Annotated in this window: 35 protein-coding genes; 33 read left to right on the forward strand and 2 right to left on the reverse strand. The window is 63.4% G+C overall.

From position 1 onward, the window contains the following. Positions 1-15 precede the first annotated feature (15 nt). The 32 genes from fusA to GGD62_RS15850 all read left to right on the forward strand — a co-directional run bounded on the left by fusA (position 16) and on the right by GGD62_RS15850 (position 20,633). Positions 16-2,088, forward strand: coding sequence for an elongation factor G (fusA, locus tag GGD62_RS15695; RefSeq protein ID WP_018322261.1), 2,073 nt, complete (start codon positions 16-18; stop codon positions 2,086-2,088). Between the two features lie 40 nt (positions 2,089-2,128). Then, complete coding sequence (gene tuf / locus GGD62_RS15700; protein ID WP_008136415.1) at positions 2,129-3,319, forward strand: elongation factor Tu; 1,191 nt, start codon at positions 2,129-2,131, stop codon at positions 3,317-3,319. 83 nt (positions 3,320-3,402) lie between these two features. After that, positions 3,403-3,711: a 30S ribosomal protein S10 gene (gene rpsJ / locus GGD62_RS15705; protein ID WP_002712302.1), complete on the forward strand. Its 309-nt coding sequence runs from the start codon at positions 3,403-3,405 to the stop codon at positions 3,709-3,711. A gap of 53 nt (positions 3,712-3,764) precedes the next feature. Next, complete coding sequence (gene rplC, locus GGD62_RS15710) at positions 3,765-4,481, forward strand: 50S ribosomal protein L3 (protein ID WP_018322262.1); 717 nt, start codon at positions 3,765-3,767, stop codon at positions 4,479-4,481. 1 nt (position 4,482) lies between these two features. Next, positions 4,483-5,103 carry a 50S ribosomal protein L4 gene (gene rplD / locus GGD62_RS15715; RefSeq protein ID WP_020508797.1) on the forward strand — a complete coding sequence of 207 codons (621 nt, stop codon included), beginning with the start codon at positions 4,483-4,485 and terminating at the stop codon, positions 5,101-5,103. After that, positions 5,100-5,402: a 50S ribosomal protein L23 gene (locus GGD62_RS15720; protein ID WP_018322264.1), complete on the forward strand. Its 303-nt coding sequence runs from the start codon at positions 5,100-5,102 to the stop codon at positions 5,400-5,402. Before rplD ends, GGD62_RS15720 begins: the two co-directional genes overlap by 4 nt. 12 nt (positions 5,403-5,414) lie before the next feature. Then, the gene (gene rplB / locus GGD62_RS15725) at positions 5,415-6,248 is read left to right on the forward strand and encodes a 50S ribosomal protein L2 (RefSeq protein ID WP_183708986.1); all 834 of its coding nucleotides are present in this window, start codon (positions 5,415-5,417) and stop codon (positions 6,246-6,248) included. 12 nt (positions 6,249-6,260) lie between these two features. Further along, on the forward strand, positions 6,261-6,539 hold the full coding sequence (gene rpsS / locus GGD62_RS15730; RefSeq protein ID WP_008136357.1) for a 30S ribosomal protein S19: 279 nt from the start codon (positions 6,261-6,263) through the stop codon (positions 6,537-6,539). Between the two features lie 10 nt (positions 6,540-6,549). Next, positions 6,550-6,936, forward strand: a complete 387-nt coding sequence (rplV, locus tag GGD62_RS15735; protein ID WP_008136353.1) for a 50S ribosomal protein L22 — start codon at positions 6,550-6,552, stop codon at positions 6,934-6,936. Positions 6,937-6,953: 17 nt separating this feature from the next. Continuing rightward, positions 6,954-7,679 (forward strand): 30S ribosomal protein S3, encoded by a 726-nt coding sequence (gene rpsC / locus GGD62_RS15740; protein WP_014494500.1) that lies wholly within the window; start codon positions 6,954-6,956, stop codon positions 7,677-7,679. A gap of 30 nt (positions 7,680-7,709) precedes the next feature. Beyond that, positions 7,710-8,123 (forward strand): 50S ribosomal protein L16, encoded by a 414-nt coding sequence (rplP, locus tag GGD62_RS15745; protein WP_008136349.1) that lies wholly within the window; start codon positions 7,710-7,712, stop codon positions 8,121-8,123. A 5-nt stretch (positions 8,124-8,128) separates the two neighbouring features. Then, the gene (gene rpmC, locus GGD62_RS15750) at positions 8,129-8,335 is read left to right on the forward strand and encodes a 50S ribosomal protein L29 (RefSeq protein ID WP_026202715.1); all 207 of its coding nucleotides are present in this window, start codon (positions 8,129-8,131) and stop codon (positions 8,333-8,335) included. A gap of 13 nt (positions 8,336-8,348) precedes the next feature. Next, positions 8,349-8,597 (forward strand): 30S ribosomal protein S17, encoded by a 249-nt coding sequence (rpsQ, locus tag GGD62_RS15755; RefSeq protein WP_007603028.1) that lies wholly within the window; start codon positions 8,349-8,351, stop codon positions 8,595-8,597. A gap of 83 nt (positions 8,598-8,680) precedes the next feature. Beyond that, positions 8,681-9,049 (forward strand): 50S ribosomal protein L14, encoded by a 369-nt coding sequence (gene rplN, locus GGD62_RS15760; protein ID WP_007603030.1) that lies wholly within the window; start codon positions 8,681-8,683, stop codon positions 9,047-9,049. Then, the gene (gene rplX / locus GGD62_RS15765; RefSeq protein ID WP_014494502.1) at positions 9,049-9,363 is read left to right on the forward strand and encodes a 50S ribosomal protein L24; all 315 of its coding nucleotides are present in this window, start codon (positions 9,049-9,051) and stop codon (positions 9,361-9,363) included. Before rplN ends, rplX begins: the two co-directional genes overlap by 1 nt. Next, complete coding sequence (gene rplE, locus GGD62_RS15770; RefSeq protein WP_018322267.1) at positions 9,356-9,913, forward strand: 50S ribosomal protein L5; 558 nt, start codon at positions 9,356-9,358, stop codon at positions 9,911-9,913. Before rplX ends, rplE begins: the two co-directional genes overlap by 8 nt. Before the next feature lie 46 nt (positions 9,914-9,959). Next, complete coding sequence (gene rpsN / locus GGD62_RS15775; protein WP_018322268.1) at positions 9,960-10,265, forward strand: 30S ribosomal protein S14; 306 nt, start codon at positions 9,960-9,962, stop codon at positions 10,263-10,265. 14 nt (positions 10,266-10,279) lie between these two features. Beyond that, a complete protein-coding gene (gene rpsH, locus GGD62_RS15780) occupies positions 10,280-10,678 on the forward strand; it encodes a 30S ribosomal protein S8 (RefSeq protein ID WP_018322269.1) in 399 nt (132 codons plus the stop codon). Positions 10,679-10,694: 16 nt separating this feature from the next. Then, a complete protein-coding gene (gene rplF, locus GGD62_RS15785) occupies positions 10,695-11,228 on the forward strand; it encodes a 50S ribosomal protein L6 (protein ID WP_018322270.1) in 534 nt (177 codons plus the stop codon). A gap of 11 nt (positions 11,229-11,239) precedes the next feature. Continuing rightward, positions 11,240-11,602 (forward strand): 50S ribosomal protein L18, encoded by a 363-nt coding sequence (gene rplR / locus GGD62_RS15790; protein ID WP_007603036.1) that lies wholly within the window; start codon positions 11,240-11,242, stop codon positions 11,600-11,602. A gap of 44 nt (positions 11,603-11,646) precedes the next feature. Next, positions 11,647-12,243: a 30S ribosomal protein S5 gene (gene rpsE / locus GGD62_RS15795; RefSeq protein ID WP_018322271.1), complete on the forward strand. Its 597-nt coding sequence runs from the start codon at positions 11,647-11,649 to the stop codon at positions 12,241-12,243. Between the two features lie 23 nt (positions 12,244-12,266). Next, complete coding sequence (gene rpmD, locus GGD62_RS15800) at positions 12,267-12,461, forward strand: 50S ribosomal protein L30 (RefSeq protein ID WP_018322272.1); 195 nt, start codon at positions 12,267-12,269, stop codon at positions 12,459-12,461. A gap of 15 nt (positions 12,462-12,476) precedes the next feature. Then, complete coding sequence (gene rplO / locus GGD62_RS15805; protein ID WP_018322273.1) at positions 12,477-12,962, forward strand: 50S ribosomal protein L15; 486 nt, start codon at positions 12,477-12,479, stop codon at positions 12,960-12,962. A 150-nt stretch (positions 12,963-13,112) separates the two neighbouring features. Then, entirely contained in the window at positions 13,113-14,444 is a 1,332-nt protein-coding gene (gene secY, locus GGD62_RS15810; protein ID WP_018322274.1) for a preprotein translocase subunit SecY, read from the forward strand. Beyond that, on the forward strand, positions 14,441-15,646 hold the full coding sequence (locus GGD62_RS15815) for a preprotein translocase subunit SecY (protein ID WP_183708987.1): 1,206 nt from the start codon (positions 14,441-14,443) through the stop codon (positions 15,644-15,646). Before secY ends, GGD62_RS15815 begins: the two co-directional genes overlap by 4 nt. Continuing rightward, positions 15,643-16,557, forward strand: a complete 915-nt coding sequence (locus GGD62_RS15820) for an adenylate kinase (RefSeq protein ID WP_183708988.1) — start codon at positions 15,643-15,645, stop codon at positions 16,555-16,557. Before GGD62_RS15815 ends, GGD62_RS15820 begins: the two co-directional genes overlap by 4 nt. Positions 16,558-16,744: 187 nt before the next feature. Then, entirely contained in the window at positions 16,745-17,113 is a 369-nt protein-coding gene (rpsM, locus tag GGD62_RS15825; protein ID WP_008549231.1) for a 30S ribosomal protein S13, read from the forward strand. Between the two features lie 122 nt (positions 17,114-17,235). Then, positions 17,236-17,625, forward strand: a complete 390-nt coding sequence (rpsK, locus tag GGD62_RS15830; RefSeq protein WP_007603045.1) for a 30S ribosomal protein S11 — start codon at positions 17,236-17,238, stop codon at positions 17,623-17,625. 112 nt (positions 17,626-17,737) lie between these two features. Next, positions 17,738-18,769: a DNA-directed RNA polymerase subunit alpha gene (locus GGD62_RS15835; RefSeq protein WP_008136316.1), complete on the forward strand. Its 1,032-nt coding sequence runs from the start codon at positions 17,738-17,740 to the stop codon at positions 18,767-18,769. A 150-nt stretch (positions 18,770-18,919) separates the two neighbouring features. After that, positions 18,920-19,336, forward strand: a complete 417-nt coding sequence (gene rplQ / locus GGD62_RS15840) for a 50S ribosomal protein L17 (RefSeq protein ID WP_018322277.1) — start codon at positions 18,920-18,922, stop codon at positions 19,334-19,336. A 204-nt stretch (positions 19,337-19,540) separates the two neighbouring features. Then, the gene (locus GGD62_RS15845) at positions 19,541-20,329 is read left to right on the forward strand and encodes an SDR family NAD(P)-dependent oxidoreductase (RefSeq protein WP_183708989.1); all 789 of its coding nucleotides are present in this window, start codon (positions 19,541-19,543) and stop codon (positions 20,327-20,329) included. A gap of 7 nt (positions 20,330-20,336) precedes the next feature. After that, on the forward strand, positions 20,337-20,633 hold the full coding sequence (locus GGD62_RS15850; protein WP_018322279.1) for a DUF1330 domain-containing protein: 297 nt from the start codon (positions 20,337-20,339) through the stop codon (positions 20,631-20,633). Positions 20,634-20,736: 103 nt separating this feature from the next. On the opposite strand, the gene GGD62_RS15855 is transcribed toward GGD62_RS15850, so the two are convergent. Then, complete coding sequence (locus GGD62_RS15855; protein ID WP_018322280.1) at positions 20,737-21,750, reverse strand: zinc-binding alcohol dehydrogenase family protein; 1,014 nt, start codon at positions 21,748-21,750, stop codon at positions 20,737-20,739. Between the two features lie 135 nt (positions 21,751-21,885). Here GGD62_RS15855 and GGD62_RS15860 point away from each other — a divergent pair, with 135 nt between their 5' ends. Then, positions 21,886-22,263, forward strand: coding sequence for a helix-turn-helix domain-containing protein (locus tag GGD62_RS15860; RefSeq protein ID WP_018322281.1), 378 nt, complete (start codon positions 21,886-21,888; stop codon positions 22,261-22,263). Positions 22,264-22,436: 173 nt separating this feature from the next. On the opposite strand, the gene GGD62_RS15865 is transcribed toward GGD62_RS15860, so the two are convergent. After that, positions 22,437-24,050 (reverse strand): OprO/OprP family phosphate-selective porin, encoded by a 1,614-nt coding sequence (locus tag GGD62_RS15865; RefSeq protein ID WP_183708990.1) that lies wholly within the window; start codon positions 24,048-24,050, stop codon positions 22,437-22,439. Between the last annotated feature and the right edge of the window lie 235 nt (positions 24,051-24,285).

The following is a 24,285-nucleotide window of genomic DNA, read 5'->3' on the forward strand; positions in this document are numbered from 1 at the left end:
TCTAAGGAACACCCTATGCCCCGCGTTCATGCCATAGAGAATTACCGCAACTTCGGTATCATGGCGCATATCGATGCCGGCAAGACCACGACCACCGAGCGCATCCTCTATTACACCGGCAAGAGCCACAAGATCGGCGAAGTGCACGAAGGTGCCGCGACGATGGACTGGATGGAGCAGGAGCAGGAGCGTGGCATCACGATCACCTCGGCTGCGACCACTGCATTCTGGGCCGGCAAGCGCCTGAACATCATCGACACCCCCGGCCACGTCGACTTCACCATCGAAGTCGAGCGTTCGCTGCGCGTGCTCGACGGCGCCGTCTGCGTGCTCGACTCGAACCAGGGCGTTGAGCCCCAGACCGAGACCGTCTGGCGCCAGGGCGACAAGTACAAGGTTCCGCGCATCGTCTTCGCCAACAAGATGGACAAGACCGGCGCCGACTTCTTCAAGTGCCTGGCCGACATCGTCGACCGCCTCGGCGCCAAGCCGATCGCGATCCAGCTTCCGATCGGCGCCGAGAACAACTTCAAGGGTCTCGTCGACCTCGTGAAGATGCAGGGCATCATCTGGAACGATGAATCGCTCGGCGCGAAGTTCGATTATGTCGACATTCCGGAAGATCTGGTCGAGCAGGCCAAGGAATACCGCGAGAAGATGGTGGAAGCCGCCGTCGAGCTCGACGACGACGCCATGGCCGCCTATCTCGACGGCAAGGAGCCGGACGAAGAGACGCTGAAGCGGCTGATCCGCAAGGCGGTTCTGACCGGTGCGTTCTATCCGGTGCTGTGCGGCTCGGCCTTCAAGAACAAGGGCGTGCAGCCGCTGCTCGACGCCGTCGTCGACTATCTGCCGTCGCCGATCGACGTGCCCGCGATCAAGGGCACCGACGATCGCGGCAACGAAGTCGTGCGCAAGGCGGACGACAAGGAGCCGCTCGCGCTGCTCGCGTTCAAGATCATGGACGACCCGTTCGTCGGCACCATCACCTTCTGCCGCATCTACTCCGGCGTTCTGCAGAGCGGCACCGGCGTCGTGAACTCGACCCGCGAGAAGAAGGAGCGCATCGGGCGCATGCTCTTGATGCATGCGAACAACCGCGAAGACATCAAGGAAGCCTATGCCGGCGACATCGTCGCGCTGGCCGGCCTGAAGGAAGCGCGCACCGGTGACACGCTGTGCGATCCCGACAAGCAGGTGATCCTCGAGAAGATGGAATTCCCCGAGCCGGTCATCGAGATCGCGATCGAGCCGAAGTCCAAGGCCGACCAGGAAAAGCTGGGCGTGGCGCTGGCCAAGCTCGCTGCGGAGGATCCGTCCTTCCGCGTGTCGACCGACCAGGAGTCCGGCCAGACCATCCTCAAGGGCATGGGCGAACTCCATCTCGACATCAAGGTCGACATCCTCAAGCGCACCTACAAGGTCGACGCCAACATCGGCGCGCCCCAGGTTGCGTTCCGTGAGCGCGTCACCAAGAAGGCCGAGGTCAAGTACACCCACAAGAAGCAGACCGGCGGTACCGGTCAGTTCGCGGAAGTGTCGATCGTGGTCGAGCCGAACGAGCCCGGCAAGGGCTACGAGTTCGAGTCCAAGATCGTCGGTGGTGCGGTTCCGAAGGAATACATCCCCGGCGTCGAAAAGGGCCTCAACAGCGTGATGAGCTCTGGTGTCGTCGCGGGCTTCCCCGTGGTCGACGTCAAGGTTCAGCTCGTCGACGGCAAGTATCACGACGTCGACTCGTCGGCACTCGCCTTCGAAATCGCATCGCGCGCGGCGTTCCGCGAAGCCTTGCAGAAGGGCAAGTCCGTCCTGCTCGAGCCGATCATGAAGGTCGAAGTGGTGACCCCGGAAGACTACACCGGCTCGGTCATCGGCGACCTGAATTCGCGGCGCGGTCAGATCCAGGGTCAGGACATGCGCGGCAACGCCAACGTCATCAATGCGATGGTGCCGCTCATGAACATGTTCGGTTACGTGAATAACCTGCGCTCGATGAGCCAGGGGCGCGCAACCTTCACCATGCAGTTCGACCACTACGCAGAAGCGCCGGCCAACGTGTCGGCAGAAGTCCAGAAGAAGTTTGCCTGATTGTCGTCGGTCACGAACTGACGATTGAACGGAGAGTCAAATGGCCAAAGCAAAGTTTGAACGTAACAAGCCGCACTGCAACATCGGCACCATCGGTCACGTCGACCATGGCAAGACGTCGCTGACCGCGGCGATCACCAAGGTTCTCGCCGAAGCCGGCGGTGCGACGTTCACCGCGTACGACCAGATCGACAAGGCGCCGGAAGAGAAGGCGCGCGGCATCACCATCTCGACCGCGCACGTCGAGTACGAGACGCCGAACCGCCACTACGCCCACGTCGACTGCCCCGGCCACGCCGACTACGTCAAGAACATGATCACCGGCGCCGCCCAGATGGACGGTGCGATCCTGGTCGTGTCGGCCGCGGACGGCCCGATGCCGCAGACCCGCGAGCACATCCTGCTCGCCCGCCAGGTCGGCGTGCCCGCGCTCGTCGTGTTCCTCAACAAGTGCGACATGGTCGACGATCCGGAACTGCTCGAGCTCGTCGAGCTCGAAGTCCGCGAGCTGCTCTCGAAGTACGACTTCCCGGGCGACAAGATCCCGATCATCAAGGGTTCGGCGCTCGCCGCTCTCGAAGATTCCGACAAGAAGCTCGGCCACGACGCCATCCTCGAGCTGATGAAGAACGTCGACGAGTACATCCCGCAGCCGGAGCGTCCGATCGACCAGCCGTTCCTGATGCCGGTTGAAGACGTGTTCTCGATCTCGGGCCGCGGCACCGTCGTGACCGGCCGTGTCGAGCGCGGCATCGTCAAGGTCGGCGAGGAAATCGAGATCGTCGGTCTCCGTGCGACCCAGAAGACGACCGTTACCGGCGTCGAAATGTTCCGCAAGCTGCTCGATCAGGGCCAGGCTGGCGACAACATCGGTGCGCTGCTCCGCGGCACCAAGCGCGAAGACGTCGAGCGCGGCCAGGTGCTGTGCAAGCCGGGTTCGGTCAAGCCGCACACCAAGTTCAAGGCTGAGGCTTACATCCTCACCAAGGAAGAGGGCGGTCGCCACACCCCGTTCTTCACCAACTACCGTCCGCAGTTCTACTTCCGCACCACCGACGTGACCGGTGTCGTGCACCTGCCGGAAGGCACCGAGATGGTGATGCCGGGCGACAACATCGCGATGGAAGTGCACCTGATCGTGCCGATCGCGATGGAAGAGAAGCTCCGCTTCGCGATCCGCGAAGGTGGCCGCACCGTCGGCGCCGGCGTCGTCGCCTCGATCATCGAGTAACAAGCGAATAGGGAATGGTGAGTGGCGAATAGGGATTTCTATTCGCTACTCGCTACTCGCCACTCACTAAAGAAAGCACGGCAATGAACGGCCAAAACATTCGTATCCGTCTCAAGGCGTTCGACCATCGTATCCTCGATACGTCGACCCGCGAGATCGTGAACACGGCGAAGCGCACCGGCGCGCAGGTCCGCGGACCCATTCCGCTGCCCACCCGCATCGAGAAGTTCACCGTCAACCGTTCGCCCCACGTCGACAAGAAGAGCCGCGAGCAGTTCGAGATGCGCACTCACAAGCGCCTGCTCGACATCGTCGATCCGACCCCGCAGACCGTCGATGCTTTGATGAAGCTCGACCTGGCCGCCGGTGTCGACGTCGAGATCAAGCTCTAAGATTTTTGGATCCCGTTCGCTTAAGGCGGACAGAAAGAACAGGAAGCAAGCCGATGCGCTCCGGAGTGATCGCACAAAAGGTCGGGATGACGCGGGTCTTTACTGAGGCCGGCGAACATATCCCCGTGACCGTGCTGAAGCTCGGCAATTGCCAGGTCGTGGGCCACCGTACCGAAGAGAAGAACGGTTACGTGGCGCTCCAGCTTGGTTCTGGTGCCCGCAAGACCGTTTACATGCCCAAGGCGGAGCGCGGCCAGTTCGCGGTCGCCAAGGTCGAGCCGAAGCGCCGGGTCGAGGAATTCCGCGTCACCGCGGATGCCATGATCCCGGTCGGCGCCGAGATCCTTGCCGACCACTTCGTCGTCGGCCAGTTCGTCGACGTCACCGGCACCTCGGTCGGTAAGGGCTTCGCCGGCGGCATGAAGCGCTGGAACTTCGGCGGTCTGCGCGCCACCCACGGCGTCTCGGTCTCGCACCGCTCGATCGGTTCGACCGGTGGCCGTCAGGACCCCGGCAAGACCTGGAAGAACAAGAAGATGCCCGGCCACATGGGTGTCGACCGCATCACCACGCTCAACCTTCGCGTCGTTCAGCTCGATGTCGAGCGCGGCCTGATCCTCGTCGAAGGCGCCGTTCCCGGCTCCAAGGGCGGCTGGATCCGCGTGCGCGACGCCGTCAAGAAGCCGCTGCCGAAGGAAGCTCCGAAGCCCGGCAAGTTCAAGGTTGCCGGTGGCGAAGCCGAGGCTGCGGCCCAGCAGGAGGGTGCGTGAGATGGAATTGAAGGTCACCACCCTCGAAGGTAAGGAAGCCGGCTCGGTCCAGCTGTCCGACACCATTTTCGGCCTCGAGCCGCGCCAGGACATCATTGCGCGTTGCGTGCAGTGGCAGCTCAACAAGCGTCAGGCCGGCACGCACAAGGCCAAGGGCCGCGCCGAGATCTGGCGCACCGGCAAGAAGATGTACAAGCAGAAGGGCACCGGCGGTGCTCGTCACGGCTCGGCCCGCGTGCCGCAGTTCCGCGGCGGTGGCCGTGCCTTCGGTCCGGTGGTGCGTTCGCACGCCACCGACCTGCCGAAGAAGGTCCGTGCGCTGGCGCTGAAGCATGCGCTCTCGGCCAAGGCCAAGGACGGCGATCTCGTCGTGATCGAGAAGGCCGCGCTGGAAGCCGCCAAGACCAAGGCGCTGCTCGGTCACTTCTCGGGTCTGGGTCTGACCAACGCGCTGATCATCGACGGCGCCGAGCTCAACAACGGCTTCGCCGCTGCGGCCCGCAACATCCCGAACATGGACGTGCTGCCGATCCAGGGCATCAACGTCTACGACATCCTGCGCCGTCAGAAGCTCGTTCTGACCAAGGCCGCCATCGATGCGCTGGAGGCGCGCTTCAAATGACGAAGAACATCGAGGCTCGCCACTACGACGTGATCCTGTCGCCGGTCGTGACCGAAAAGGCAACGATCGCCTCGGAGCACAACAAGGTGCTGTTCAAGGTGGCCGCCAAGGCGACCAAGCCGCAGATCAAGGAAGCGATCGAGAAGCTGTTCGACGTCAAGGTCAAGAGCGTCAACACGCTGGTCCGCAAGGGCAAGACCAAGATCTTCCGCGGCAATCTCGGCTCGCAGTCGAACACCAAGCGCGCGATCGTGACCCTCGAAGAGGGCCACCGGATCGACGTCACCACCGGTCTGTAAGGTCGTACGACGATGGCACTGAAGACATTCAATCCTACGACGCCGGGCCAGCGCCAGCTGGTCATGGTCGATCGTTCGGCCCTCTACAAGGGCAAGCCGGTCAAGGCGCTCACCGAGGGCAAGCACTCCTCGGGCGGCCGCAACAACACCGGTCGCACCACCGTGCGTTTCCGTGGCGGTGGCCACAAGAAGACGCTGCGCACTGTGGATTTCAAGCGCGAGAAGATCGACGTCCCCGCGACCGTCGAGCGTCTCGAGTACGATCCGAACCGCACCGGCTTCATCGCGCTGATCAAGTATCAGGACGGCGAGCAGGCCTACATCCTGGCGCCGCAGCGCCTGGCCGTCGGTGACACCATCATCGCGGGCAACTACGTCGACGTGAAGCCGGGCAATGTCATGCCGCTCGGCAACATGCCGGTCGGCACGATCATCCACAACATCGAGGTCAAGATTGGGAAGGGCGGCCAGCTCGCTCGTTCGGCTGGCACCTACGCCCAGCTCGTCGGCCGCGACCAGGACTACGTGATCATCCGCCTGAACTCGGGCGAGCAGCGCCTGGTGCACGGCCGTTGCCGCGGCACGATCGGCGCGGTGTCGAACCCGGATCACATGAACACCTCGATCGGCAAGGCCGGCCGCAACCGTTGGCTGGGCCGCAAGCCGCACAACCGCGGTGTTTCGATGAACCCGATCGACCATCCGCACGGCGGTGGTGAAGGTCGCACCTCGGGCGGCCGCCACCCGGTCACCCCGTGGGGCAAGCCGACCAAGGGCAAGAAGACCCGCACCAACAAGTCGACCAACAAATTCATTCTCCTAAGCCGCCACAAGCGGAAGAAGTAAGGAACGCCGGACATGGTTCGTTCAGTCTGGAAAGGCCCGTTCGTCGAGGGTTCTCTGCTCAAGAAGGCAGATGCCGCCCGCGCGTCCGGCCGTCACGACGTCATCAAGATCTGGAGCCGTCGCTCGACGATCCTGCCGCAGTTCGTCGGCCTGACCTTCGGCGTCTACAACGGTCAGAAGCACGTGCCGGTGGCCGTCAACGAGGAAATGGTCGGTCACAAGTTCGGCGAGTTCTCGCCGACCCGGACCTTCCATGGCCACTCCGGCGACAAGAAAGCCAAGAAGGCTTGAGGATTAAACGATGAGCAAACCTAAGCGCGAACGGAGCCTCGCCGAAAACGAGGCCAAGGCGGTCGCCCGGATGCTGCGGGTGAGCCCGCAGAAGCTCAACCTGGTCGCCCAGCTCATTCGCGGCCGGAAGGCAGCAGCTGCGCTCGCCGATCTGCAGTTTTCGCGCAAGCGGATCGCGGTCGACGTGAAGAAGTGCCTGGAATCGGCTATCGCCAATGCCGAGAACAATCACGATCTCGACGTGGACGATCTCGTCGTGGCGCAGGCCTTCGTCGGCAATGGCCTCGTGATGAAGCGCTTCGCCGCCCGTGGCCGTGGCCGCTCGGGCCGTGTCTACAAACCATTTTCGCAGCTGACGATCATCGTTCGTCAGGTCGAAGCCGAAGCAGCCGCTTAAGGGCGCAGGAGAACACGATGGGTCAAAAGATCAATCCGATCGGTCTGCGTCTCGGCATCAACCGCACCTGGGATTCCCGCTGGTTCGCCGGCAAGCAGGAATACGGCAAGCTGCTGCACGAAGACGTCAAGATCCGTGAGATCCTGCACAAGGAGCTCAAGCAGGCGGCCGTCGCCCGCATCGTGATCGAGCGTCCGCACAAGAAGTGCCGCGTCACCATCCACTCGGCTCGTCCGGGCGTGGTGATCGGCAAGAAGGGCGCGGACATCGACAAGCTGCGCAAGAAGGTCGCGGACATTACTTCGTCCGACGTCGTCATCAACATCGTCGAGATCCGCAAGCCGGAGCTCGATGCGACGCTGGTGGCCGAGTCGATCGCGCAGCAGCTCGAGCGCCGCGTGGCGTTCCGCCGTGCCATGAAGCGCGCCGTTCAGTCGGCGATGCGTCTCGGCGCGGAAGGCATCCGCATCAACTGCTCGGGTCGTCTGGGCGGTGCGGAAATCGCGCGCATGGAGTGGTACCGCGAAGGTCGCGTGCCGCTGCACACGCTGCGCGCCGACATCGACTACGGCGTTGCGACCGCGTTCACGACCTTCGGCACCTGCGGCGTCAAGGTCTGGATCTTCAAGGGCGAGATCCTCGAGCACGATCCGATGGCCCAGGACAAGAGAATGGCCGAAGGCGAGACGGGTGGCAGTGGTGATCGTGGTGGCCGTCAGCGCCGCGATACGGCTGCAGCCTAAAGCCGCACAGGAATTTGAGGGCTCAAAGCCATGATGCAACCTAAGAAAACGAAGTTCCGGAAGGCGCATAAGGGCCGCATCCACGGCGTTGCGTCTTCGGGCGCGACGTTGGCGTTCGGCCAGTTCGGCCTGAAGGCGACGGAGCCTGAGCGCGTCACCGCGCGCCAGATCGAAGCCGCTCGCCGCGCGCTGACCCGCCACATGAAGCGCGCCGGCCGCGTCTGGATCCGCGTGTTCCCCGACGTTCCGGTGTCGAAGAAGCCGGCCGAAGTCCGCATGGGCTCCGGCAAGGGTTCGCCGGAATTGTGGGTCGCGCGCGTCAAGCCGGGCCGGGTGCTGTTCGAGATCGACGGCGTCAACACCCAGACGGCGCGTGAGGCGCTGACCCTGGCGGCCGCCAAGCTGCCGATCAAGACGCGCTTCGTCGAGCGCATTGCGGAGTAATGGCCATGGCCCAGATGAAGATCGAAGACATCCGCGCGATGAGCCCCGACCAGCAGGACGATGCCGTCCTGAACCTGAAGAAGGAGCGCTTCAACCTGCGCTTCCAGCGCGCCACCGGGCAGCTCGAGAACACCTCGCGCCTGCGCGAGGCCCGCCGTGACATCGCCCGGATCAAGACCGTCGCCGCGCAGACGCGCGCGAAGAAGAAGTAAGAGGCTTACGAAGATGCCGAAACGTACTTTGCAGGGCGTGGTCGTCAGCGACAAGCAAGCCAAGACCATCGTGGTGCGCGTCGATCGCCGCTTCACGCACCCGATCTACAAGAAGACGATCCGCCGTTCGAAGAACTACCACGCGCACGACGAGAGCAACGAGTTCAAGCCGGGCGACATGGTGTGGATCGAGGAATCGAAGCCGATTTCGAAGTTGAAGCGCTGGGTCGTGATCCGGGGCGAACACAAGAAAAGCGCCTGATCTGTTGGCTTTAGCCGGCTGACTTCAGGGAAATGTTGAGCGCCGGCTGGGCTGGCGCAAATAGAAGAGGACGAGGTGCATCAATGATTCAGATGCAGACCAACCTCGACGTGGCCGACAATTCTGGCGCACGCCGTGTCATGTGTATCAAGGTGCTCGGGGGCTCCAAGCGCCGCTACGCCACGATCGGCGACATCATCGTCGTTTCGATCAAGGAAGCAATTCCGCGTGGCAAGGTGAAGAAGGGCGACGTGATGAAGGCCGTCGTGGTGCGCGTCCGCAAGGACATCCGCCGCGCCGACGGTTCGGTCATCCGCTTCGACCGTAACGCCGCCGTTCTGATCAACAACCAGTCCGAGCCGGTCGGCACCCGTATCTTCGGGCCCGTGCCGCGCGAGCTGCGCGCGAAGAACCACATGAAGATCATCTCGCTCGCGCCGGAGGTGCTGTGATGGCTGCCAAGATCCGCAAGGGCGACAAGGTCGTCGTGCTGACCGGCCGCGACAAGGGCCGCACCGGTGAAGTGTTCGAAGTGCGTCCCGCAGCCGGCACGGCGCTGGTGCGCGGCATCAACATGGTCAAGCGTCATCAGAAGCAGACGCAGGCCCAGGAGGGCGGCATCATCTCGAAGGAGTCGCCGATCCAACTGTCCAATATCGCGTATGTCGGCAAGGACGGAAAGCCGACCCGCGTCGGATTCAAGATTCTGGCGGACGGCAAGAAGGTCCGCATCGCCAAGAGCTCGGGAGCTGAGATCGATGGCTGAGGCCGCTTACACGCCGCGCCTGCGCGCGGAATACGATGCGAAGATCCGCACGGCCATGACCGAGAAGTTCGGTTATGAGAACGTCATGCAGGTTCCGCGTCTGGACAAGGTCGTGCTGAACATGGGCGTTGGCGATTCCGTCAACGATCGCAAGAAGGCCGAGACCGCCGCTGCCGAGCTGACCCAGATCGCTGGCCAGAAGGCGATCGTGACCTATTCGCGTATCGCGATCGCGACCTTCAAGCTGCGTGAAAACCAGCCGATCGGCTGCAAGGTCACGCTGCGCAAGGCCCACATGTACGAGTTCATCGATCGCCTGGTGACGGTCGCGCTGCCGCGCGTCCGCGACTTCCGCGGCCTGAACCCGAAGAGCTTCGACGGCCGCGGCAACTACTCGCTCGGCATCAAGGAGCACATCATTTTCCCCGAGATCGACTTCGACAAGGTCACGGAAGCCCGCGGCATGGACATCACCGTCTGCACCACGGCCAAGACCGACGAAGAGGCGAGGGCCTTGTTGACCGCTTTCAATTTCCCGTTCCGGCAGTGAGACGCTGACCTAAAGCCTCTCAAACGCGGATACCCAGGAGCCAAGCATGGCAAAGAAGAGTTCAGTCGAGAAGAACAACCGGCGCAAGCGGATGGTGAAGAACGCCGCCGCCAAGCGCGAGCGGTTGAAGGCGATCATCGCCGATAAGAAGCTGCCGATGGAGGAGCGTTTCGCTGCGACGTTGAAGCTGGCGGAAATGCCGCGCAACTCGTCGGCAACCCGCATCCGCCTACGTTGCGAGCTGTCGGGTCGCCCGCGCTCGAACTACCGCAAGAACAAGCTGTCCCGTATCGCGCTGCGCGAACTTGGCTCCAAGGGCATGGTCCCGGGCCTCGTGAAGTCCAGCTGGTAAGGAGGGTCGTTTAGATGTCTACGCACGATCCAATCAGCGATCTGATCACCCGTATCCGCAACGCGCAGATGCGCTCCAAGACCAAGGTCTCCACGCCTGGCTCGAAGATGCGCGAGAACGTGCTCGAGGTCCTCAAGTCCGAGGGCTACATCCGCGGTTACGCCACGCTCGAGCATTCCTCGGGCCGCAGCGAGATCGAGATCGAGCTGAAGTATTTCGACGGCGAGCCCGTCATCCGCGAGATCGAACGTGTTTCCAAGCCCGGGCGTCGCGTCTACGCCTCGGTGAAGAACCTGCCGCGGGTCAACAACGGGCTCGGCATTTCGGTGTTGTCGACGCCGAAGGGGATCATGGCCGACCACAGCGCGCGCGACGCGAATGTGGGCGGTGAAGTCCTCTTCACGGTGTTCTGAGAAGGATTTTTGATCCATGTCACGTGTTGGCAAAAGGCCTGTGGCGGTGCCGTCGGGTGTTACCGCGACCGTCGATGGGCAGACCGTCAAGATGAAGGGGCCGAAGGGCCAGCTTCAGTTCGTCGTTCATGACGACGTCGAGGTGAAGCTCGAGAGCGGCCAGATCAAGGTCAAGCCGCGGCTTGAGACCAATCGCGCGCGCGCGCTCTATGGTACCGCTCGCGCCCAGGTCGCGAATCTGGTCGAAGGCGTCACCAAGGGCTTCGAGAAGAAGCTCGAGATCACCGGCGTCGGTTACCGCGCCGCGATGCAGGGCAAGAACCTGCAGCTCGCGCTCGGCTACAGCCACGACGTGATCTACACGATCCCCGAGGGGATCACGATCACCGTGCCGAAGCCGACCGAGATCACGGTGGCGGGCAGCGACATCCAGCGCGTCGGCCAGGTTGCGGCCGAGATCCGCGGTTATCGCCCGCCGGAGCCCTACAAGGGCAAGGGCGTGAAGTATGTTGGCGAATTCATCTTCCGCAAGGAAGGCAAGAAGAAGTAACGGAGCCGGTCATGTCCAAAGCCAAGGTTACCAATGCCCGGCGCAAGCGGAGTGTGCGGCTGAAGCTGCGCCGCTCCGGTGGTGGTCGTCCGCGTCTGTCGGTGTTCCGCTCGTCCAAGCATATCTACGCCCAGGTCATCGACGACCTGAAGGGCGAGACGCTGGCCTCTGCCTCGTCGCTCGAGAAGTCGATGCGCGACGGCGGCAAGACCGGCGCCGACATCGATGCAGCGAAGGCGGTCGGCAAGCTGCTGGCCGAGCGCGCCGCCGAGAAGGGCGTCAAGGAAGTCGTGTTCGATCGCGGCAGCTACCTCTACCACGGGCGCGTCAAGGCTCTTGCCGACGCGGCGCGTGAGAGCGGGCTGAGCTTCTAACAGAATTTGAGGATTGAGGCGCAAGCCTCTGAAGGATTGGAAAAATGGCAGAACGCGAACAACGTGGTGGACGCGATCAACGCGGCGGCGGCGGACGTGAACGCAGGGAGCGCGAGGAGCGCGACAGCGAGTTCGTCGACAAGCTCGTCCACATCAACCGCGTGGCCAAGGTCGTCAAGGGCGGCAAGCGCTTCGGTTTCGCAGCGCTGGTCGTGATCGGCGACCAGAAGGGCCGCGCCGGCTTCGGTCACGGCAAGGCGCGCGAAGTGCCGGAAGCGATCCGCAAGGCCACCGAGTCCGCCAAGCGCAACCTGACCCGCGTCTCGCTGCGCGAGGGCCGCACGCTCCATCACGACATCGCCGGCCGTCACGGCGCGGGCCGTGTCTACCTGCGTGCAGCTCCCGCCGGTACCGGCATCATCGCCGGCGGCCCGATGCGTGCCGTGTTCGAGACGCTCGGCGTCCAGGACGTGGTCGCCAAGTCGATCGGCTCGTCGAACCCCTACAACATGGTTCGCGCGACCTTCGACGCGCTGAAGCATCAGGATTCGCCGCGTTCGGTCGCAGCCCGCCGCAACATCAAGGTGTCCACTCTGCAGTCCCGCCGTATCGGTGGTGATGCCGAGGCGGCCGCCGACTAACGGAAGCTCTGGAGTAGACTCCCATGGCCAAGGCCAGCAAGACGATCAAGCTCGAGCAGACCGGCAGCGCGATCCGCCGCCATCACTCGCAGCGCTCGACGCTGATCGGGCTCAAGCTCAACAAGATCGGTCGCACCAGCGAACTGCAGGACACCCCGGCGGTCCGTGGCATGATCGAGAAGGTTCACCATCTCGTCCGCATCGTCGACGAGAAGTAAATAAGGAGAAGGGCGATGAAGCTCAGCGATATCGCCGACAACGCCGGCTCGCGCAAGAAGCGCATGCGCGTCGGCCGTGGCATCGGTTCGGGCAAGGGCAAGCAGTCCGGCCGCGGCGGCAAGGGTCAGACCGCGCGTTCCGGCGTGCGCATCAAGGGTTTCGAAGGCGGCCAGATGCCGATGCATCGCCGTCTGCCCAAGCGCGGCTTCAACAACATCTTCCGCGTCGAGTTCGCCGAGATCAATCTCGACCGGCTCCAGGAAGCGGTCGACGCCAAGAAGATCGATGCCGGCAGCGTCGTGAACGTCGAGGCCCTGGTGAAGGGCGGCGTGCTGCGCCGCGCCAAGGCCGGCCTGCGGCTGCTCGGCCGTGGCGAGCTCAAGTCCAAGCTCAACATCGAAGTCCACGGCGCCACCAAGACCGCGATCGCCGCGGTCGAGAAGGCCGGCGGCTCGGTGAAGATCCTCGCCCCTGCCAAGGAAGAAGGCGAGGCGGCGTAACAACTGCGTCATTGGCCCGCGGCTAGCGGGCCTTTACGCGTGCGGGACGTGGACTTATCGAAGCCGAGCCCCAGATAATGTCCGGTGTCCGGTATAATGTAGCCCGGCCGCGGGCATGACGGCGCAATAGGCGGCGGGAGAAAGTCCAAGATGGCCTCTGCAGCGGAACAACTGGCAGCCAATCTCAATTTCGGTGCGTTTGCCAAGGCTGACGAACTGAAGAAGCGCATCTGGTTCACCCTGGGTGCGCTGCTCGTTTATCGGCTCGGGACCTATATCCCGCTCCCCGGCATCGATCCCAATATCTGGGAGCAGGTGTTCCGCTCCCAGGCGGGCGGCATCCTCGGCATGTTCAACATGTTCGCCGGCGGCGGCATCCACCGCATGGCGATCTTTGCGCTGAACATCATGCCGTATATCTCGGCCTCGATCATCATCCAGCTCCTCACCACCGTCTCGCCGCAACTCGAGGCGCTGAAGAAGGAAGGTGAGTCCGGCCGCAAGCTGCTGAACCAGTACACCCGCTATCTCACGGTGATCCTGGCCGCGTTCCAGTCCTACGGCATCGCGGTAGGCCTCGAGGGCGCCGGCAACGTCGTCAGCGACCCCGGCCTGTTCTTCCGCCTGTCCACCGCGATCACGCTGACCGGCGGCACCATGTTCCTGATGTGGCTGGGCGAGCAGATCACCTCGCGCGGCATCGGCAACGGCATCTCGCTGATCATTCTCGCCGGTATCGTCGCCGAGCTGCCCGCCGCGCTCGCCAACATGCTCGAGCTCGGCCGTCAGGGCGCGATGTCGACCGGCCTGATCCTGGTCGTCATCATCATGGCGGTCGCCGTGATTGCCTTCATCGTGTTCATGGAGCGGGCGCAGCGCCGTCTCCTGATCCAGTATCCGAAGCGCCAGGTCGGCAACAAGATGTTCGAGGGCCAGTCCTCGCATCTGCCGCTCAAGCTCAACACCTCCGGCGTGATCCCGCCGATCTTCGCGTCCTCGCTGCTGCTGCTGCCGACGACGGTTGCGAACTTCAACGCGGGCAGCGGGCCGGAATGGTTCCAGTGGATCACGACCCAGCTCGGCCACGGCCGTCCGCTGTTCCTGATCATGTACCTGGCGTTGATCGTGTTCTTCGCCTTCTTCTACACCGCGATCGTGTTCAACCCGACCGAGACCGCGGACAATCTGAAGAAGCACGGCGGTTTCATTCCGGGCATCCGTCCCGGCGAGCGCACTGCGGAATATATCGACTACGTGCTCTCGCGTATCACCGTGCTTGGTGCGATTTATCTCGCGATCGTTTGCTTGATCCCGGAGATCCTGATCTCCTACGCCTCGGTGCCGTTCTACTTCGGCGGTACCTCACTGCTGATCGTGGTCAGCGTCACCATGGATACGGTGGCACAGGTGCAGGGCTATCTGCTGGCGCACCAGTATGAAGGCCTGATCCGCAAGTCGAAGCTGCGCGGCCGCCGTAGATGAGCAGGGAGCTCGCGCGCCGAATCGCTTTCACGATCGGCGCGCTGCTCCTCTTCAGGCTCGGCACCCAGATTCCGGTCGCGGGTGTCGCGGTGCATGGCGGGTTCGCGGCAAACAAAATCGCCCCGCTTTCGATCTTCTCGCTGTCCCTGTTTCCTTATCTGACTGCCGCAATTCTTGTTCAGCTCGTCGCTGTGGTGTGGCGAAGGCTGAGGGCGCTCGAACGATCGGGCGAGGCCGGTCGGCGCAAGCTGGCGCGTATCACCCTGATCCTGACGTTGCTCCTTGCTACGTTTCAGGCCTTTGGCATCGCCTCGACCATGCGGCAAATGCCGGGACTTGTCGTCCATCCCGGCGACTGGTTCGTCTTGAGCGCCACGGTCTCGCTTGTCGGCGGCGTGTTCGTTCTGATCTGGCTCAGTGAGCAGATCACGCGTCGCGGAATCGGCAATGGCCTCGCGCTCGTCCTAACCGTCAGCATCGTGGCTTCGCTGCCGTCCGATGTTGCGACCCTCCTCACCCAGCTGCGACGAGGAGCGATCTCCGGCAATGTTCTGGTGAGCAACGCGGTCTTCCTGATCGTGGTGGTCGCGCTGATCGTCTTCGTCGAGCGCGCGCGGCGTAACGTTCCGGTGCAGTTTGCCGCGCGCCGCGTCGGGGAGCGCTCGCTGCCTTCGCGTTCGGCGGTGCTGCCGCTCAAGATCAACAGCGCCGGTTACCTGTTGCCCGTGACCGTCGCGCCCTGGGCGATCTCGCTGCCAGTGATTTTTGCCGGCTTCATCTTCGGTGCCGATGACGGATCCTGGGTCGAAACCATCAGCGCGCATCTTCAGTTCGGCGAGAAGGCTCACATCGTTTTCGGATCGATCGCGGTATTCGCGCTGGCCTTCGTCTACACGGCCTTTGTCATCGATCCCGATCATGCTGCCGAATCGCTTGCCCGGCAGGGCGGCGTGATTCCCGGCGTCACGCCGGGCGAGGCAACAGCTAGCTATCTCGACCGCGTGGTGTCGCTGACCACCGTGATCGGCGCCAGCTACTTGACTGCGCTTTCGTTGATTCCCGAGGTGTTCTTGGCCTACGGGAATGCGCTAGTTTATAAAATGGGTGGTGGTGCGGCGCTGATTGTGGTTTGCACTATTCTCGATCTTCAAACACAGGTGCGCGAGGTATCGCTCACCAATCCGGGGGGCGTACGCCGATGAGAATTATACTTCTGGGACCGCCGGGGTCGGGCAAGGGGACCCAGGCGCAGCTCTTGGTGCAGCGTTATGGCATCGTCCAGCTCTCGACCGGCGAGATGCTGCGTGCCGCGGTTGCGGCCGGTACGCCGGTCGGGCTGAAGGCCAAGGAGATCATGGCCAGCGGCGGTCTCGTACCCGACGAGGTCGTGGTCGGAATCATCTCGGATCGGATCGACCAGCCGGATGCCCGCAACGGCTTCATCCTCGACGGTTTCCCGCGCACCGTGCCGCAGGCCGAGGCGCTGGACGAGTTGCTCAAGCACAAGCACCTCAAGCTCGACGCCGTGATCGAGCTCCGCGTCAACGAGAGCGCGCTCCTGAGCCGTGTCGAGACCCGCGTCGCCCAGATGCGTGAGCGCGGGGAGGAGGTCCGACTCGACGACACCCCGGAGGTCCTGACCAAGCGGTTAGCCAGCTACCGCAACCAGACGGAACCGCTGATTCACTACTATTCCGAGCGGCGGAAGCTTTCGACCATCGACGGTATGATGGCCATCGACGAGGTCACCCGCGCCATCCATCGCCAGCTCCTGGCCCTGGGGGCGGTCGAGCCCAAGACCCACGCCAAAAGCGCAGCCAAGGCGGGCCCGGCCAAGAAGGCCAAGGCGGGCAAAACGGCGAGCAAGACGGCCCGGAAAACAGCCCCAAAACCGGCCAGAACGACCAAAAAACCCGCCAAATCGGCCAGAAAGGCCGCCAAGACGGCGGTGAGGGGTCCCAAGAAGGCGGCCAAGAAAGCCGGCAAGAAGGCCGCCGGGAAGACCGTCAAGAAAGCGGCGAAAAAGGCAGCCCAAAAGACCGCCAAGAAGGCTGTCAAAAAGGGTGCCAGAGAGGCCGGAAAAAAGGTCACGAAAAAGCGAGCTAAGCGCTAGCGGCGGTTGACGAAAGCCCCTGGAATCCCCTAATAAGCCCCGCATCCAAGTCGGATAGTTTCAAACGATGCCGGGCCCCAGGAAGACCAGGGGTGGGCGTCGTGTTCGCGTTTGTGAACACCTGCCCGAGAAACCAAGCACTTAAAGACCGATTCCTGACGAGGGATCGGCAACAGGAGAGAAGGCCGTGGCCCGTATTGCCGGCGTGAACATCCCGACCAACAAGCGCGTGCTGATCGCGCTCCAGTACATCCATGGCATCGGCCAGAAGATCGCCGGTGAGATCCTGGAGAAGGTGAAGATCCCCGTGGATCGTCGCGTCAATCAGCTGAGCGACGCCGAAGTGCTCCAGATCCGCGAAGTGATCGACCGCGACTATCTCGTCGAGGGCGACCTGCGTCGTGAGGTCGGCATCAACATCAAGCGTCTGATGGACCTCGGCTGCTATCGCGGCCTGCGTCATCGTCGCGGCCTGCCGGTGCGCGGCCAGCGCACCCACACCAATGCGCGCACGCGCAAGGGTCCGGCCAAGGCCATCGCCGGCAAGAAGAAGTAAGTTTTCGAATCCAATCGCGGCGTGTGGCGAACAGGGATGACCCGTTCGCCACGCGCCTTTCGTTCCACAGGTGTAGCCGCTGGCATTACGGCGGCGTTTGAGATCTTCAGGAAAGGTACTCTATGGGCAAGGAAGCCACCCGCGTTCGTCGTCGTGAGCGCAAGAACATCGCCTCCGGCGTCGCGCACGTGAACTCGTCGTTCAACAACACGACCATCACCATCACCGACGCGCAGGGCAACACGATTGCCTGGTCTTCCGCCGGCACGATGGGCTTCAAGGGCTCGCGCAAGTCGACCCCGTACGCCGCGCAGGTTGCTGCCGAGGACGTGTCCAAGAAGGCGCAGGAGCACGGCATGCGCACGCTGGAAGTCGAAGTCGCAGGTCCCGGTTCGGGCCGCGAGTCGGCACTCCGCGCGCTTCAGGCCGCAGGCTTTACCGTCACCTCGATCCGCGACGTGACCACGATCCCGCATAACGGTTGCCGTCCCCGCAAGCGTCGGCGCGTTTGATCCCGAGTTGCGGGCGCATTGGCGCCCGCAATGACTTTTCTAAGAAGCCGCGGGAATGATCCGCGGCCTTTCTCCAACGCCAGTATTTGAGCTCTCAAATTGACTGGCCTGTATGGGTGAAACAGTGACGATCCAGAAAAATTGGCAAGAACTGATTCGACCGAACAAGCTCCAGGTCACGCCCGGCAGCGATTCGAACCGTTTCGCGACCATCGTCGCCGAGCCGCTCGAGCGCGGCTTCGGCCAGACGCTCGGCAACGCGCTGCGTCGCATCCTGCTCTCCTCGCTCCAGGGCGCGGCGGTGCAGTCGGTGCACATCGACGGCGTGCTGCACGAGTTCTCCTCGATCGCGGGCGTTCGTGAGGACGTCACCGACATCGTGCTCAACATCAAGGACATCTCGATCAAGATGCAGGGCGAAGGCCCCAAGCGCATGGTCGTGAAGAAGCAGGGCCCGGGCGTCGTCACCGCCGGCGACATCCAGACCGTCGGCGACGTCGTGGTGCTGAACCCGGATCTGCAGATCTGCACGCTCGACGAGGGCGCCGAGATCCGCATGGAGTTCACGGTCGCCACCGGCAAGGGCTACGTGCCCGCCGAGCGCAACCGCCCCGAGGACGCGCCGATCGGCCTGATCCCGGTCGACAGCCTTTACTCGCCGGTCCGCAAGGTCTCCTACAAGGTCGAGAACACCCGTGAGGGCCAGATCCTCGACTACGACAAGCTGACCATGACGATCGAGACCAACGGCGCGATCTCGCCGGATGATTCCGTGGCTTACGCCGCGCGCATCCTGCAGGATCAGCTCAACGTGTTCGTCAACTTCGAAGAGCCGCGCAAGGAAGTCGCCCAGGAGATCATCCCGGACCTCGCCTTCAACCCGGCCTTCCTCAAGAAGGTGGACGAGCTCGAGCTGTCGGTGCGTTCGGCCAACTGCTTGAAGAACGACAACATCGTCTACATCGGCGACCTCGTGCAGAAGAGCGAGGCGGAAATGCTCCGCACTCCGAACTTCGGCCGCAAGTCGCTGAACGAGATCAAGGAAGTGCTGGCCCAGATGGGTCTGCATCTCGGCATGGAAGTGCCGGGCTGGCCGCCGGAGAACATCGACGAGCTCGCCAAGCGCTTCGAGGATCATTACTGAGCGAGTTGGGAGTGGCGAATAGCGAATAGGGAAGATCATCCATTCGCTACTCGCCATTCGCTATTCGCGACCTAGGGCGAACGCAGGCAGCCCACCTGAGCAACATGTCCGACGAACCGTCGCGGCAGTTTTTACGTAAGGAATAGTCAAATGCGTCACGGCAAGGTTCATCGAAAGCTCAATCGCACCGCCGAGCATCGCCGCGCGATGTTCGCCAACATGTGCGCCGCGCTGATCAAGCACGAGCAGATCGTCACCACGCTGCCGAAGGCGAAGGAATTGCGCCCGATCGTCGAGAAGCTCGTCACCCTCGGCAAGAAGGGCGGGCTGGCCATGCGCCGCCAGGCCATCTCCGAGATGCGCGACAAGGACCAGGTCAAGAAGCTGTTCGACGTGCTGGCGCCTCGCTACAAGGACCGCCAGGGCGGCTACACCCGCATCATCAAGGCCGGCTTCCGCTACGGCGACAATGCCGCGATGGCCGTGATCGAGTTCGTCGATCGCGACGTCGATGCCAAGGGCCAGGATTCCGGTCCGGTGCAGGAAAAGGAAGCCGAGGCGGCATAAGCCGGTCGGTATTGAATTCAGAGAGCGGCGCCTTCGGGCGCCGCTTTTTTTGTTGGCCGTCGCCGATGCCTTATCGGTGCTCGTCTCGTAGTCCCGGGTTTCGCCGTGGCGACGAGCCCATGTCCTTCTCACGCGTGAGTGAGCGCCAATTGCGGTCTCATGTCGAGCGCCCGATATCTCCACCGACATCGATGGAGATGAGACATGAAGATCGACCTTTCCGGAAAGACCGCCCTCGTGACCGGCTCGACTGCCGGCATCGGCCACGCCATCGCCAGAGGCCTAGCAGCCTCCGGCGCCAGTGTCGTGATCAATGGGCGCGGCCAGGACAAGGTCGATGCCGCCGTGCGCAAGCTGGAAGGGACGGGCGCGAAGGTGCGCGGTATCGCTGCCGACGTCTCGACCGCAGCGGGCTGCAAGGCGCTCTTTGCGGCGCTGCCCGAGGTCGACATCCTCATCAACAATGCCGGCATCTTCGAGCCCAAGGATTTCTTCGAGATTCCGGACGAGGACTGGAGTCGTTTCTTCGAGGTCAATGTCATGAGCGGCGTGCGGCTGTCGCGGGTCTACCTGAAGGGCATGCTCAAGCGCAATTGGGGCCGCATCGTCTTCATCTCATCGGAGTCCGGGCTCAACATTCCCGTCGAGATGATCCACTACGGCATGACCAAGACGGCCCAGCTCTCGGTCGCGCGCGGTCTGGCGCAGCTCACCCGCGGCACCGGCGTCACCATCAATTCCGTGCTGCCGGGCCCGACCATGTCGGAGGGCGTCGAGACCTTTGTGAAGGATCTCGCCAAGCAGAACGGCCAGTCGGTCGACGAGGCTGCAGCCAATTTCGTCAAGCAGCATCGCCCGAGCTCGCTGCTGCAACGCTTCGCCAGCGTCGACGAGATCGCCAACATGGTGGTCTATGCCGCGTCGAAGGAGGCGTCGGCGACCAACGGTGCGGCGCTGCGGGCCGAGGGCGGCATCGTCAACACCATCGCCTGAGCCGCGCATGACAGCCTATGTGATTTCCGAAGTCGAGATGCGCGATCCCGAGGGGTTCGAAGCCTATCGTGTGCTCGCCGCAGAGACGATCGCGCAGTATGGCGGGCGTTATCTCGTCCGCGGCGGCAAGGCCGAGCTTGCCGAAGGCAACCTTCCAGCGAAGGCCATCGTCATCGTCGAATTCGCGTCGATGGCGCGGCTGAAGGAATGGTACGCCTCGCCGGAATATGCCGAGGCGCTGAAGCTGCGGCAGTCGGCGCTGGAGCGGCGGCTGCTGTTCGTCGAGGGCGCGGCGGAAGCGTAGGAGCGGTAGGGTGGGCAAAGCGTAGTGCCCACCACTCCTGTCCTCGTTGAGCGTTGGTGGGCACGGCGCAAGTGCGCCTTTGCCCACCCTACGAGACCTTCGCCTACCATCCCTCCAGCACGATCTTGCCGCGCGACTTGCCGCTCTCCAAGAGCGCATGCGCGCGCTTGAGGTTGGCGGCGTTGATCGTGCCAAAAGTCTGGTCGAGCGTGGTGCGCAGCACGCCTTTGTCGACAAGGTCGGCGACGTCGTTCAGCAAATGATGCTGCGCGATCATGTCTGATGTCTGGAACGAGGAGCGCGTGAACATCGATTCCCAGTGCACCGAGATCGCCTTGCCCTTGAACGTGCTCATGGTGAATTCAGGGGGGTCGTCGATCAGGCCGAACCGGCCCTGCGGCGCCATGAACTCGACGATCGCCTTGTAATGCTGATCGGTGAAGGTGAGGCTCGCCACCAGCGCGACCGGCGGCAGCTTCAATTTTTCGATCTGCTCCTTCATCGGCTTGCCGTGGTCGATCACCGCATGCGCGCCGAGATCGAGGCACCATTTCTGCGAGTCCGGCCGCGTCGCGGTGGCGAGCACCGTGAGGCCGGTGAGGCGGCGCGCGAGCTGGATCAGGATCGAGCCGACGCCGCCGGCACCGCCCGTGATCAGCAGCGTGCGCGGATCGACGCTCTTGCCGGGCACCGCGCCGAGCCGATCGAACAGCAATTCCCAGGCGGTGATGGAGGTGAGGGGAAGGGCAGCGGCTTGCGCGAACGACAGGCTCTTCGGCTTGTTGCCGACGATGCGCTCGTCGACCAGGTGGAATTCGGAATTGGTGCCCTGGCGCAGGATCGAGCCGGCGTAAAACACCTCGTCGCCCGGCTTGAACAGCGTGACTTCAGGCCCGACGGCGTCGACCACGCCTGCCGCGTCGTAGCCCAGGATCTTGGTCTCGCCCTCGGGCGGCGCTGCGCGCTTGCGTACCTTGTAATCGACCGGATTGGCCGAGATCGCCTTCACGGCGACGCGGATGTCGCGCCCTTTGGGCTCGGGTTTTGCGGTCTCGAAATCGATCAGCGCATCCTGATCCTCGATCGGGAGCGATTTCTTGTAGCCGACGGCCTTCATGGCTTGTCTCCATCAGATGGGGCGCAGCTTGGCATGGGCGCGCCTGACCTGCTAACTGTCGCGCTGGCTCCAATTTGGCAAGTACTGTAAATTCGGGGATATAGTCCCTGTTTGGATACTATTGGGAAAATACGCATGAAACGGCGCGATTTTGCCCGTCGCCCGGGCTGCTCGGTCGAGGCGACGCTGGATCTGATCGACGGCAAGTGGAAGGGCGTGATCCTCTACCATCTGCAGAGCGGCACCCAGCGTTTCGGCGAACTGCGCCGCCGGATGCCCGGCATCACCCAGCGCATGCTGACAAAGCAGCTGCGCGCGCTGGAGGAGGACAAGCTTGTCATCCGCAAGGTCTATGCCGAGGTGCCGCCGCGCGTCGAATATTGCCTCTCCGAGCTCGGCGAGAGCCTCAAGCCGGTGATCGACATCCTGAAGGCCTGGGGCGAGAGCCACCAGCAGCGCCTGTCCTGCGCACCGGCGCCGGTCGTGGTGAAGAAGCCGAAGCGCGCGGCGTGAGTTGGTCGTAAAGCTGGCGCCTCACTCTCGGTGTCATCCCCGCGAACGCGGGGATCCATAACCCCAGGAAGAAATTGTAGCGCGAGCGGCCAACTCTGAGACTTCGCCAAACTACTCCCTGTGGTTATGGGTCCCGGGTTCGCGCTTGCGCGCGCCCCGGGACGACAGCGAGTTTAGAACGCGAACTGCGTGCGCATCGCGACCGCATCGAACTTCGAGCCGACATCTGCGGTTGAGATCGGCGAGGCTTGCCTCGACACCGTGCCGTGCAGATAGTCGAGCATGAAGCGGACGTTGCCGTTGACGTACCAGTTGAGCGCCAGCGTATAGACGGTCTGCCGTCCGCCGGCGATGCCGGTCGCTGTGCCCAACTGATTGTTGAGGTCGACCGTCGAGAAGCGCCCCGCGATCTCCCACGCACCCCAGCCGCCGCCTTCGAGCGAGAACGGATGCGCCGGCTTGACGCCGCTATAGGCCGCGTTCGCCGCGTTGTAGCTGCGGCCTTCCCCCGTCAACACGTAGCCGGCTTGCGCGTAGCCGACCTGGAATTTCAGGCTGGGTGCGCCGACCAGCGGCACGCCGGTGTTGGCGGTCCGGTCGACATTGTACCAGAAGTACTCGCCTTGAACGATGAGCGGGCCGTAGGTCGCCGCGGCTTCGATGCTGTAGACCTGCGCACCCGAGGCATTGGCGATCGCGCCGGTCGAGATCAGCGTGGTCGGGTCGAGACGCAATTCCGGACGATCGCTGAGCGTGACGGTCTGCGTATTGGCAATGAGATTGCGCGGCGGCTGGATCAGCCACTGGGCGTCGGCGCCGATATGCACCGAATAGTCCTTGCCGCTGATCGGGTTGCCGGCAATGCGCGCCACAGCGCCGTATTGCTCGCTCGTGCCTGCCGGTGCCGCGCTGGAAGCCGAGTGGATCGCGCCGGTCGATGGCCCCGTGACATAGCCGCCGATCCAGAGCTGGTCGTTGTACCAGCGCGTACCGGCCGCGGAGCGGAAGTCGCCGGCGGCGATATTGGTCGCGATGATGCCGGCCGAGGCGCGCTCCATGAACATGATGTCGTTGGAGCTCGTGGCCTCATCGAGCGTGTAGGGCAGGTCCATGATGCCGGCTTCGATCGCCATCTTGCCGCCGAATGGCTTCAAGCCGGTGTAGCTGAGATAGGCGTTCTCGACGCCGGAGACGCCGCCGCCCGGCAGTGATCCAGGGGCCGTGCCGCCAAAACCGTCGGACGTGCCGCCGAAATCGTAGACCAGCGCGAAGTTCCAGTCGTTGAAGAATTTGCCGGTGACGCCGATGCGCGCGCGGCGGACGTTCTGGCCGCTGTCGAGCTTCTGCGGCACGGTCGCTGCCGTGTTGGGACGATAGTCATAGCCGCCGACATCCCAGTGCAGGCGGCTGGTGATGGCGACGCAATTGGCCTGGTCCGCGGTGCAGATGGTCGGCCGGTTGTTCGGCATGGTCACGACGACGCCGGATGCCGGTGCCGGGCCCTTGACCGGGATCGCCGCGTTCGCGTTGGCCACGGCGACCTTCGCCTCCGACCGCGCTTCGGCCTTGGCCTCTGCCTTTGCTTCGGCTTTGGCTTTTGCCGTGGCCGCCGTGTTCGCCGCGGTCTGGCTCTGGAGCTTGTCGAGCTTCTGCTCCAGCATCTTCAGCTGCTGCTTGAGCAGCGCGATCTCCTGCTCGCTGCTGCTTGCTGATTGGGCCTGGGCCTGCGAGGCCGCCAACGCTCCGGCGAGGCCAATCGCCGTGGCTGCAATCCTTGTCCTGCTCACGTCATGACTCCATGGTTGACCAATTTCCCCAAGTCGTAGGCGGTGAGGCTAGGAACGATTGATGACTGCCCCGCGACGACGCGCATCGGTTGCCTGGTTCCCGGTGATGTAAATTCGCCGCAACCGAATCCACCGTGAGCAAAGAATGCAAGATGATGCGTGTCATGCCAATCCGCGAGGCAAGACAAATCGCCGTTCCGCACGCTTGGCTTGCATGCCGTAGACGTCAGACCGA

This window comes from Bradyrhizobium sp. ERR14 (assembly GCF_014198235.1).
Lineage (GTDB): Bacteria > Pseudomonadota > Alphaproteobacteria > Rhizobiales > Xanthobacteraceae > Bradyrhizobium.

Excerpts from the sequence above, each read along its gene's own strand:
- rplQ (WP_018322277.1), top strand. The coding sequence starts at position 18,920 with ATGCGTCACGGCAAGGTTCATCGAAAGCTCAATCGCACCGCCGAGCAT.
- rpsC (WP_014494500.1), top strand. The coding sequence starts at position 6,954 with ATGGGTCAAAAGATCAATCCGATCGGTCTGCGTCTCGGCATCAACCGC.
- rpsQ (WP_007603028.1), top strand. The coding sequence starts at position 8,349 with ATGCCGAAACGTACTTTGCAGGGCGTGGTCGTCAGCGACAAGCAAGCC.
- fusA (WP_018322261.1), top strand. The coding sequence starts at position 16 with ATGCCCCGCGTTCATGCCATAGAGAATTACCGCAACTTCGGTATCATG.
- rpmD (WP_018322272.1), top strand. The coding sequence starts at position 12,267 with ATGGCCAAGGCCAGCAAGACGATCAAGCTCGAGCAGACCGGCAGCGCG.
- rplD (WP_020508797.1), top strand. The coding sequence starts at position 4,483 with ATGGAATTGAAGGTCACCACCCTCGAAGGTAAGGAAGCCGGCTCGGTC.
- rplR (WP_007603036.1), top strand. The coding sequence starts at position 11,240 with ATGTCCAAAGCCAAGGTTACCAATGCCCGGCGCAAGCGGAGTGTGCGG.
- rpsS (WP_008136357.1), top strand. The coding sequence starts at position 6,261 with ATGGTTCGTTCAGTCTGGAAAGGCCCGTTCGTCGAGGGTTCTCTGCTC.
- rplB (WP_183708986.1), top strand. The coding sequence starts at position 5,415 with ATGGCACTGAAGACATTCAATCCTACGACGCCGGGCCAGCGCCAGCTG.
- rpsK (WP_007603045.1), top strand. The coding sequence starts at position 17,236 with ATGGGCAAGGAAGCCACCCGCGTTCGTCGTCGTGAGCGCAAGAACATC.
- GGD62_RS15860 (WP_018322281.1), top strand. The coding sequence starts at position 21,886 with ATGAAACGGCGCGATTTTGCCCGTCGCCCGGGCTGCTCGGTCGAGGCG.
- GGD62_RS15855 (WP_018322280.1), bottom strand. The coding sequence starts at position 21,750 with ATGAAGGCCGTCGGCTACAAGAAATCGCTCCCGATCGAGGATCAGGAT.
- secY (WP_018322274.1), top strand. The coding sequence starts at position 13,113 with ATGGCCTCTGCAGCGGAACAACTGGCAGCCAATCTCAATTTCGGTGCG.
- GGD62_RS15845 (WP_183708989.1), top strand. The coding sequence starts at position 19,541 with ATGAAGATCGACCTTTCCGGAAAGACCGCCCTCGTGACCGGCTCGACT.
- rplV (WP_008136353.1), top strand. The coding sequence starts at position 6,550 with ATGAGCAAACCTAAGCGCGAACGGAGCCTCGCCGAAAACGAGGCCAAG.
- rplF (WP_018322270.1), top strand. The coding sequence starts at position 10,695 with ATGTCACGTGTTGGCAAAAGGCCTGTGGCGGTGCCGTCGGGTGTTACC.
- rplE (WP_018322267.1), top strand. The coding sequence starts at position 9,356 with ATGGCTGAGGCCGCTTACACGCCGCGCCTGCGCGCGGAATACGATGCG.
- tuf (WP_008136415.1), top strand. The coding sequence starts at position 2,129 with ATGGCCAAAGCAAAGTTTGAACGTAACAAGCCGCACTGCAACATCGGC.
- rplO (WP_018322273.1), top strand. The coding sequence starts at position 12,477 with ATGAAGCTCAGCGATATCGCCGACAACGCCGGCTCGCGCAAGAAGCGC.
- rpsN (WP_018322268.1), top strand. The coding sequence starts at position 9,960 with ATGGCAAAGAAGAGTTCAGTCGAGAAGAACAACCGGCGCAAGCGGATG.
- GGD62_RS15850 (WP_018322279.1), top strand. The coding sequence starts at position 20,337 with ATGACAGCCTATGTGATTTCCGAAGTCGAGATGCGCGATCCCGAGGGG.
- rplN (WP_007603030.1), top strand. The coding sequence starts at position 8,681 with ATGATTCAGATGCAGACCAACCTCGACGTGGCCGACAATTCTGGCGCA.
- rpmC (WP_026202715.1), top strand. The coding sequence starts at position 8,129 with ATGGCCCAGATGAAGATCGAAGACATCCGCGCGATGAGCCCCGACCAG.
- GGD62_RS15835 (WP_008136316.1), top strand. The coding sequence starts at position 17,738 with ATGGGTGAAACAGTGACGATCCAGAAAAATTGGCAAGAACTGATTCGA.
- rplC (WP_018322262.1), top strand. The coding sequence starts at position 3,765 with ATGCGCTCCGGAGTGATCGCACAAAAGGTCGGGATGACGCGGGTCTTT.
- rpsE (WP_018322271.1), top strand. The coding sequence starts at position 11,647 with ATGGCAGAACGCGAACAACGTGGTGGACGCGATCAACGCGGCGGCGGC.
- rplP (WP_008136349.1), top strand. The coding sequence starts at position 7,710 with ATGATGCAACCTAAGAAAACGAAGTTCCGGAAGGCGCATAAGGGCCGC.
- GGD62_RS15815 (WP_183708987.1), top strand. The coding sequence starts at position 14,441 with ATGAGCAGGGAGCTCGCGCGCCGAATCGCTTTCACGATCGGCGCGCTG.
- GGD62_RS15720 (WP_018322264.1), top strand. The coding sequence starts at position 5,100 with ATGACGAAGAACATCGAGGCTCGCCACTACGACGTGATCCTGTCGCCG.
- rpsH (WP_018322269.1), top strand. The coding sequence starts at position 10,280 with ATGTCTACGCACGATCCAATCAGCGATCTGATCACCCGTATCCGCAAC.
- rplX (WP_014494502.1), top strand. The coding sequence starts at position 9,049 with ATGGCTGCCAAGATCCGCAAGGGCGACAAGGTCGTCGTGCTGACCGGC.
- GGD62_RS15820 (WP_183708988.1), top strand. The coding sequence starts at position 15,643 with ATGAGAATTATACTTCTGGGACCGCCGGGGTCGGGCAAGGGGACCCAG.
- rpsJ (WP_002712302.1), top strand. The coding sequence starts at position 3,403 with ATGAACGGCCAAAACATTCGTATCCGTCTCAAGGCGTTCGACCATCGT.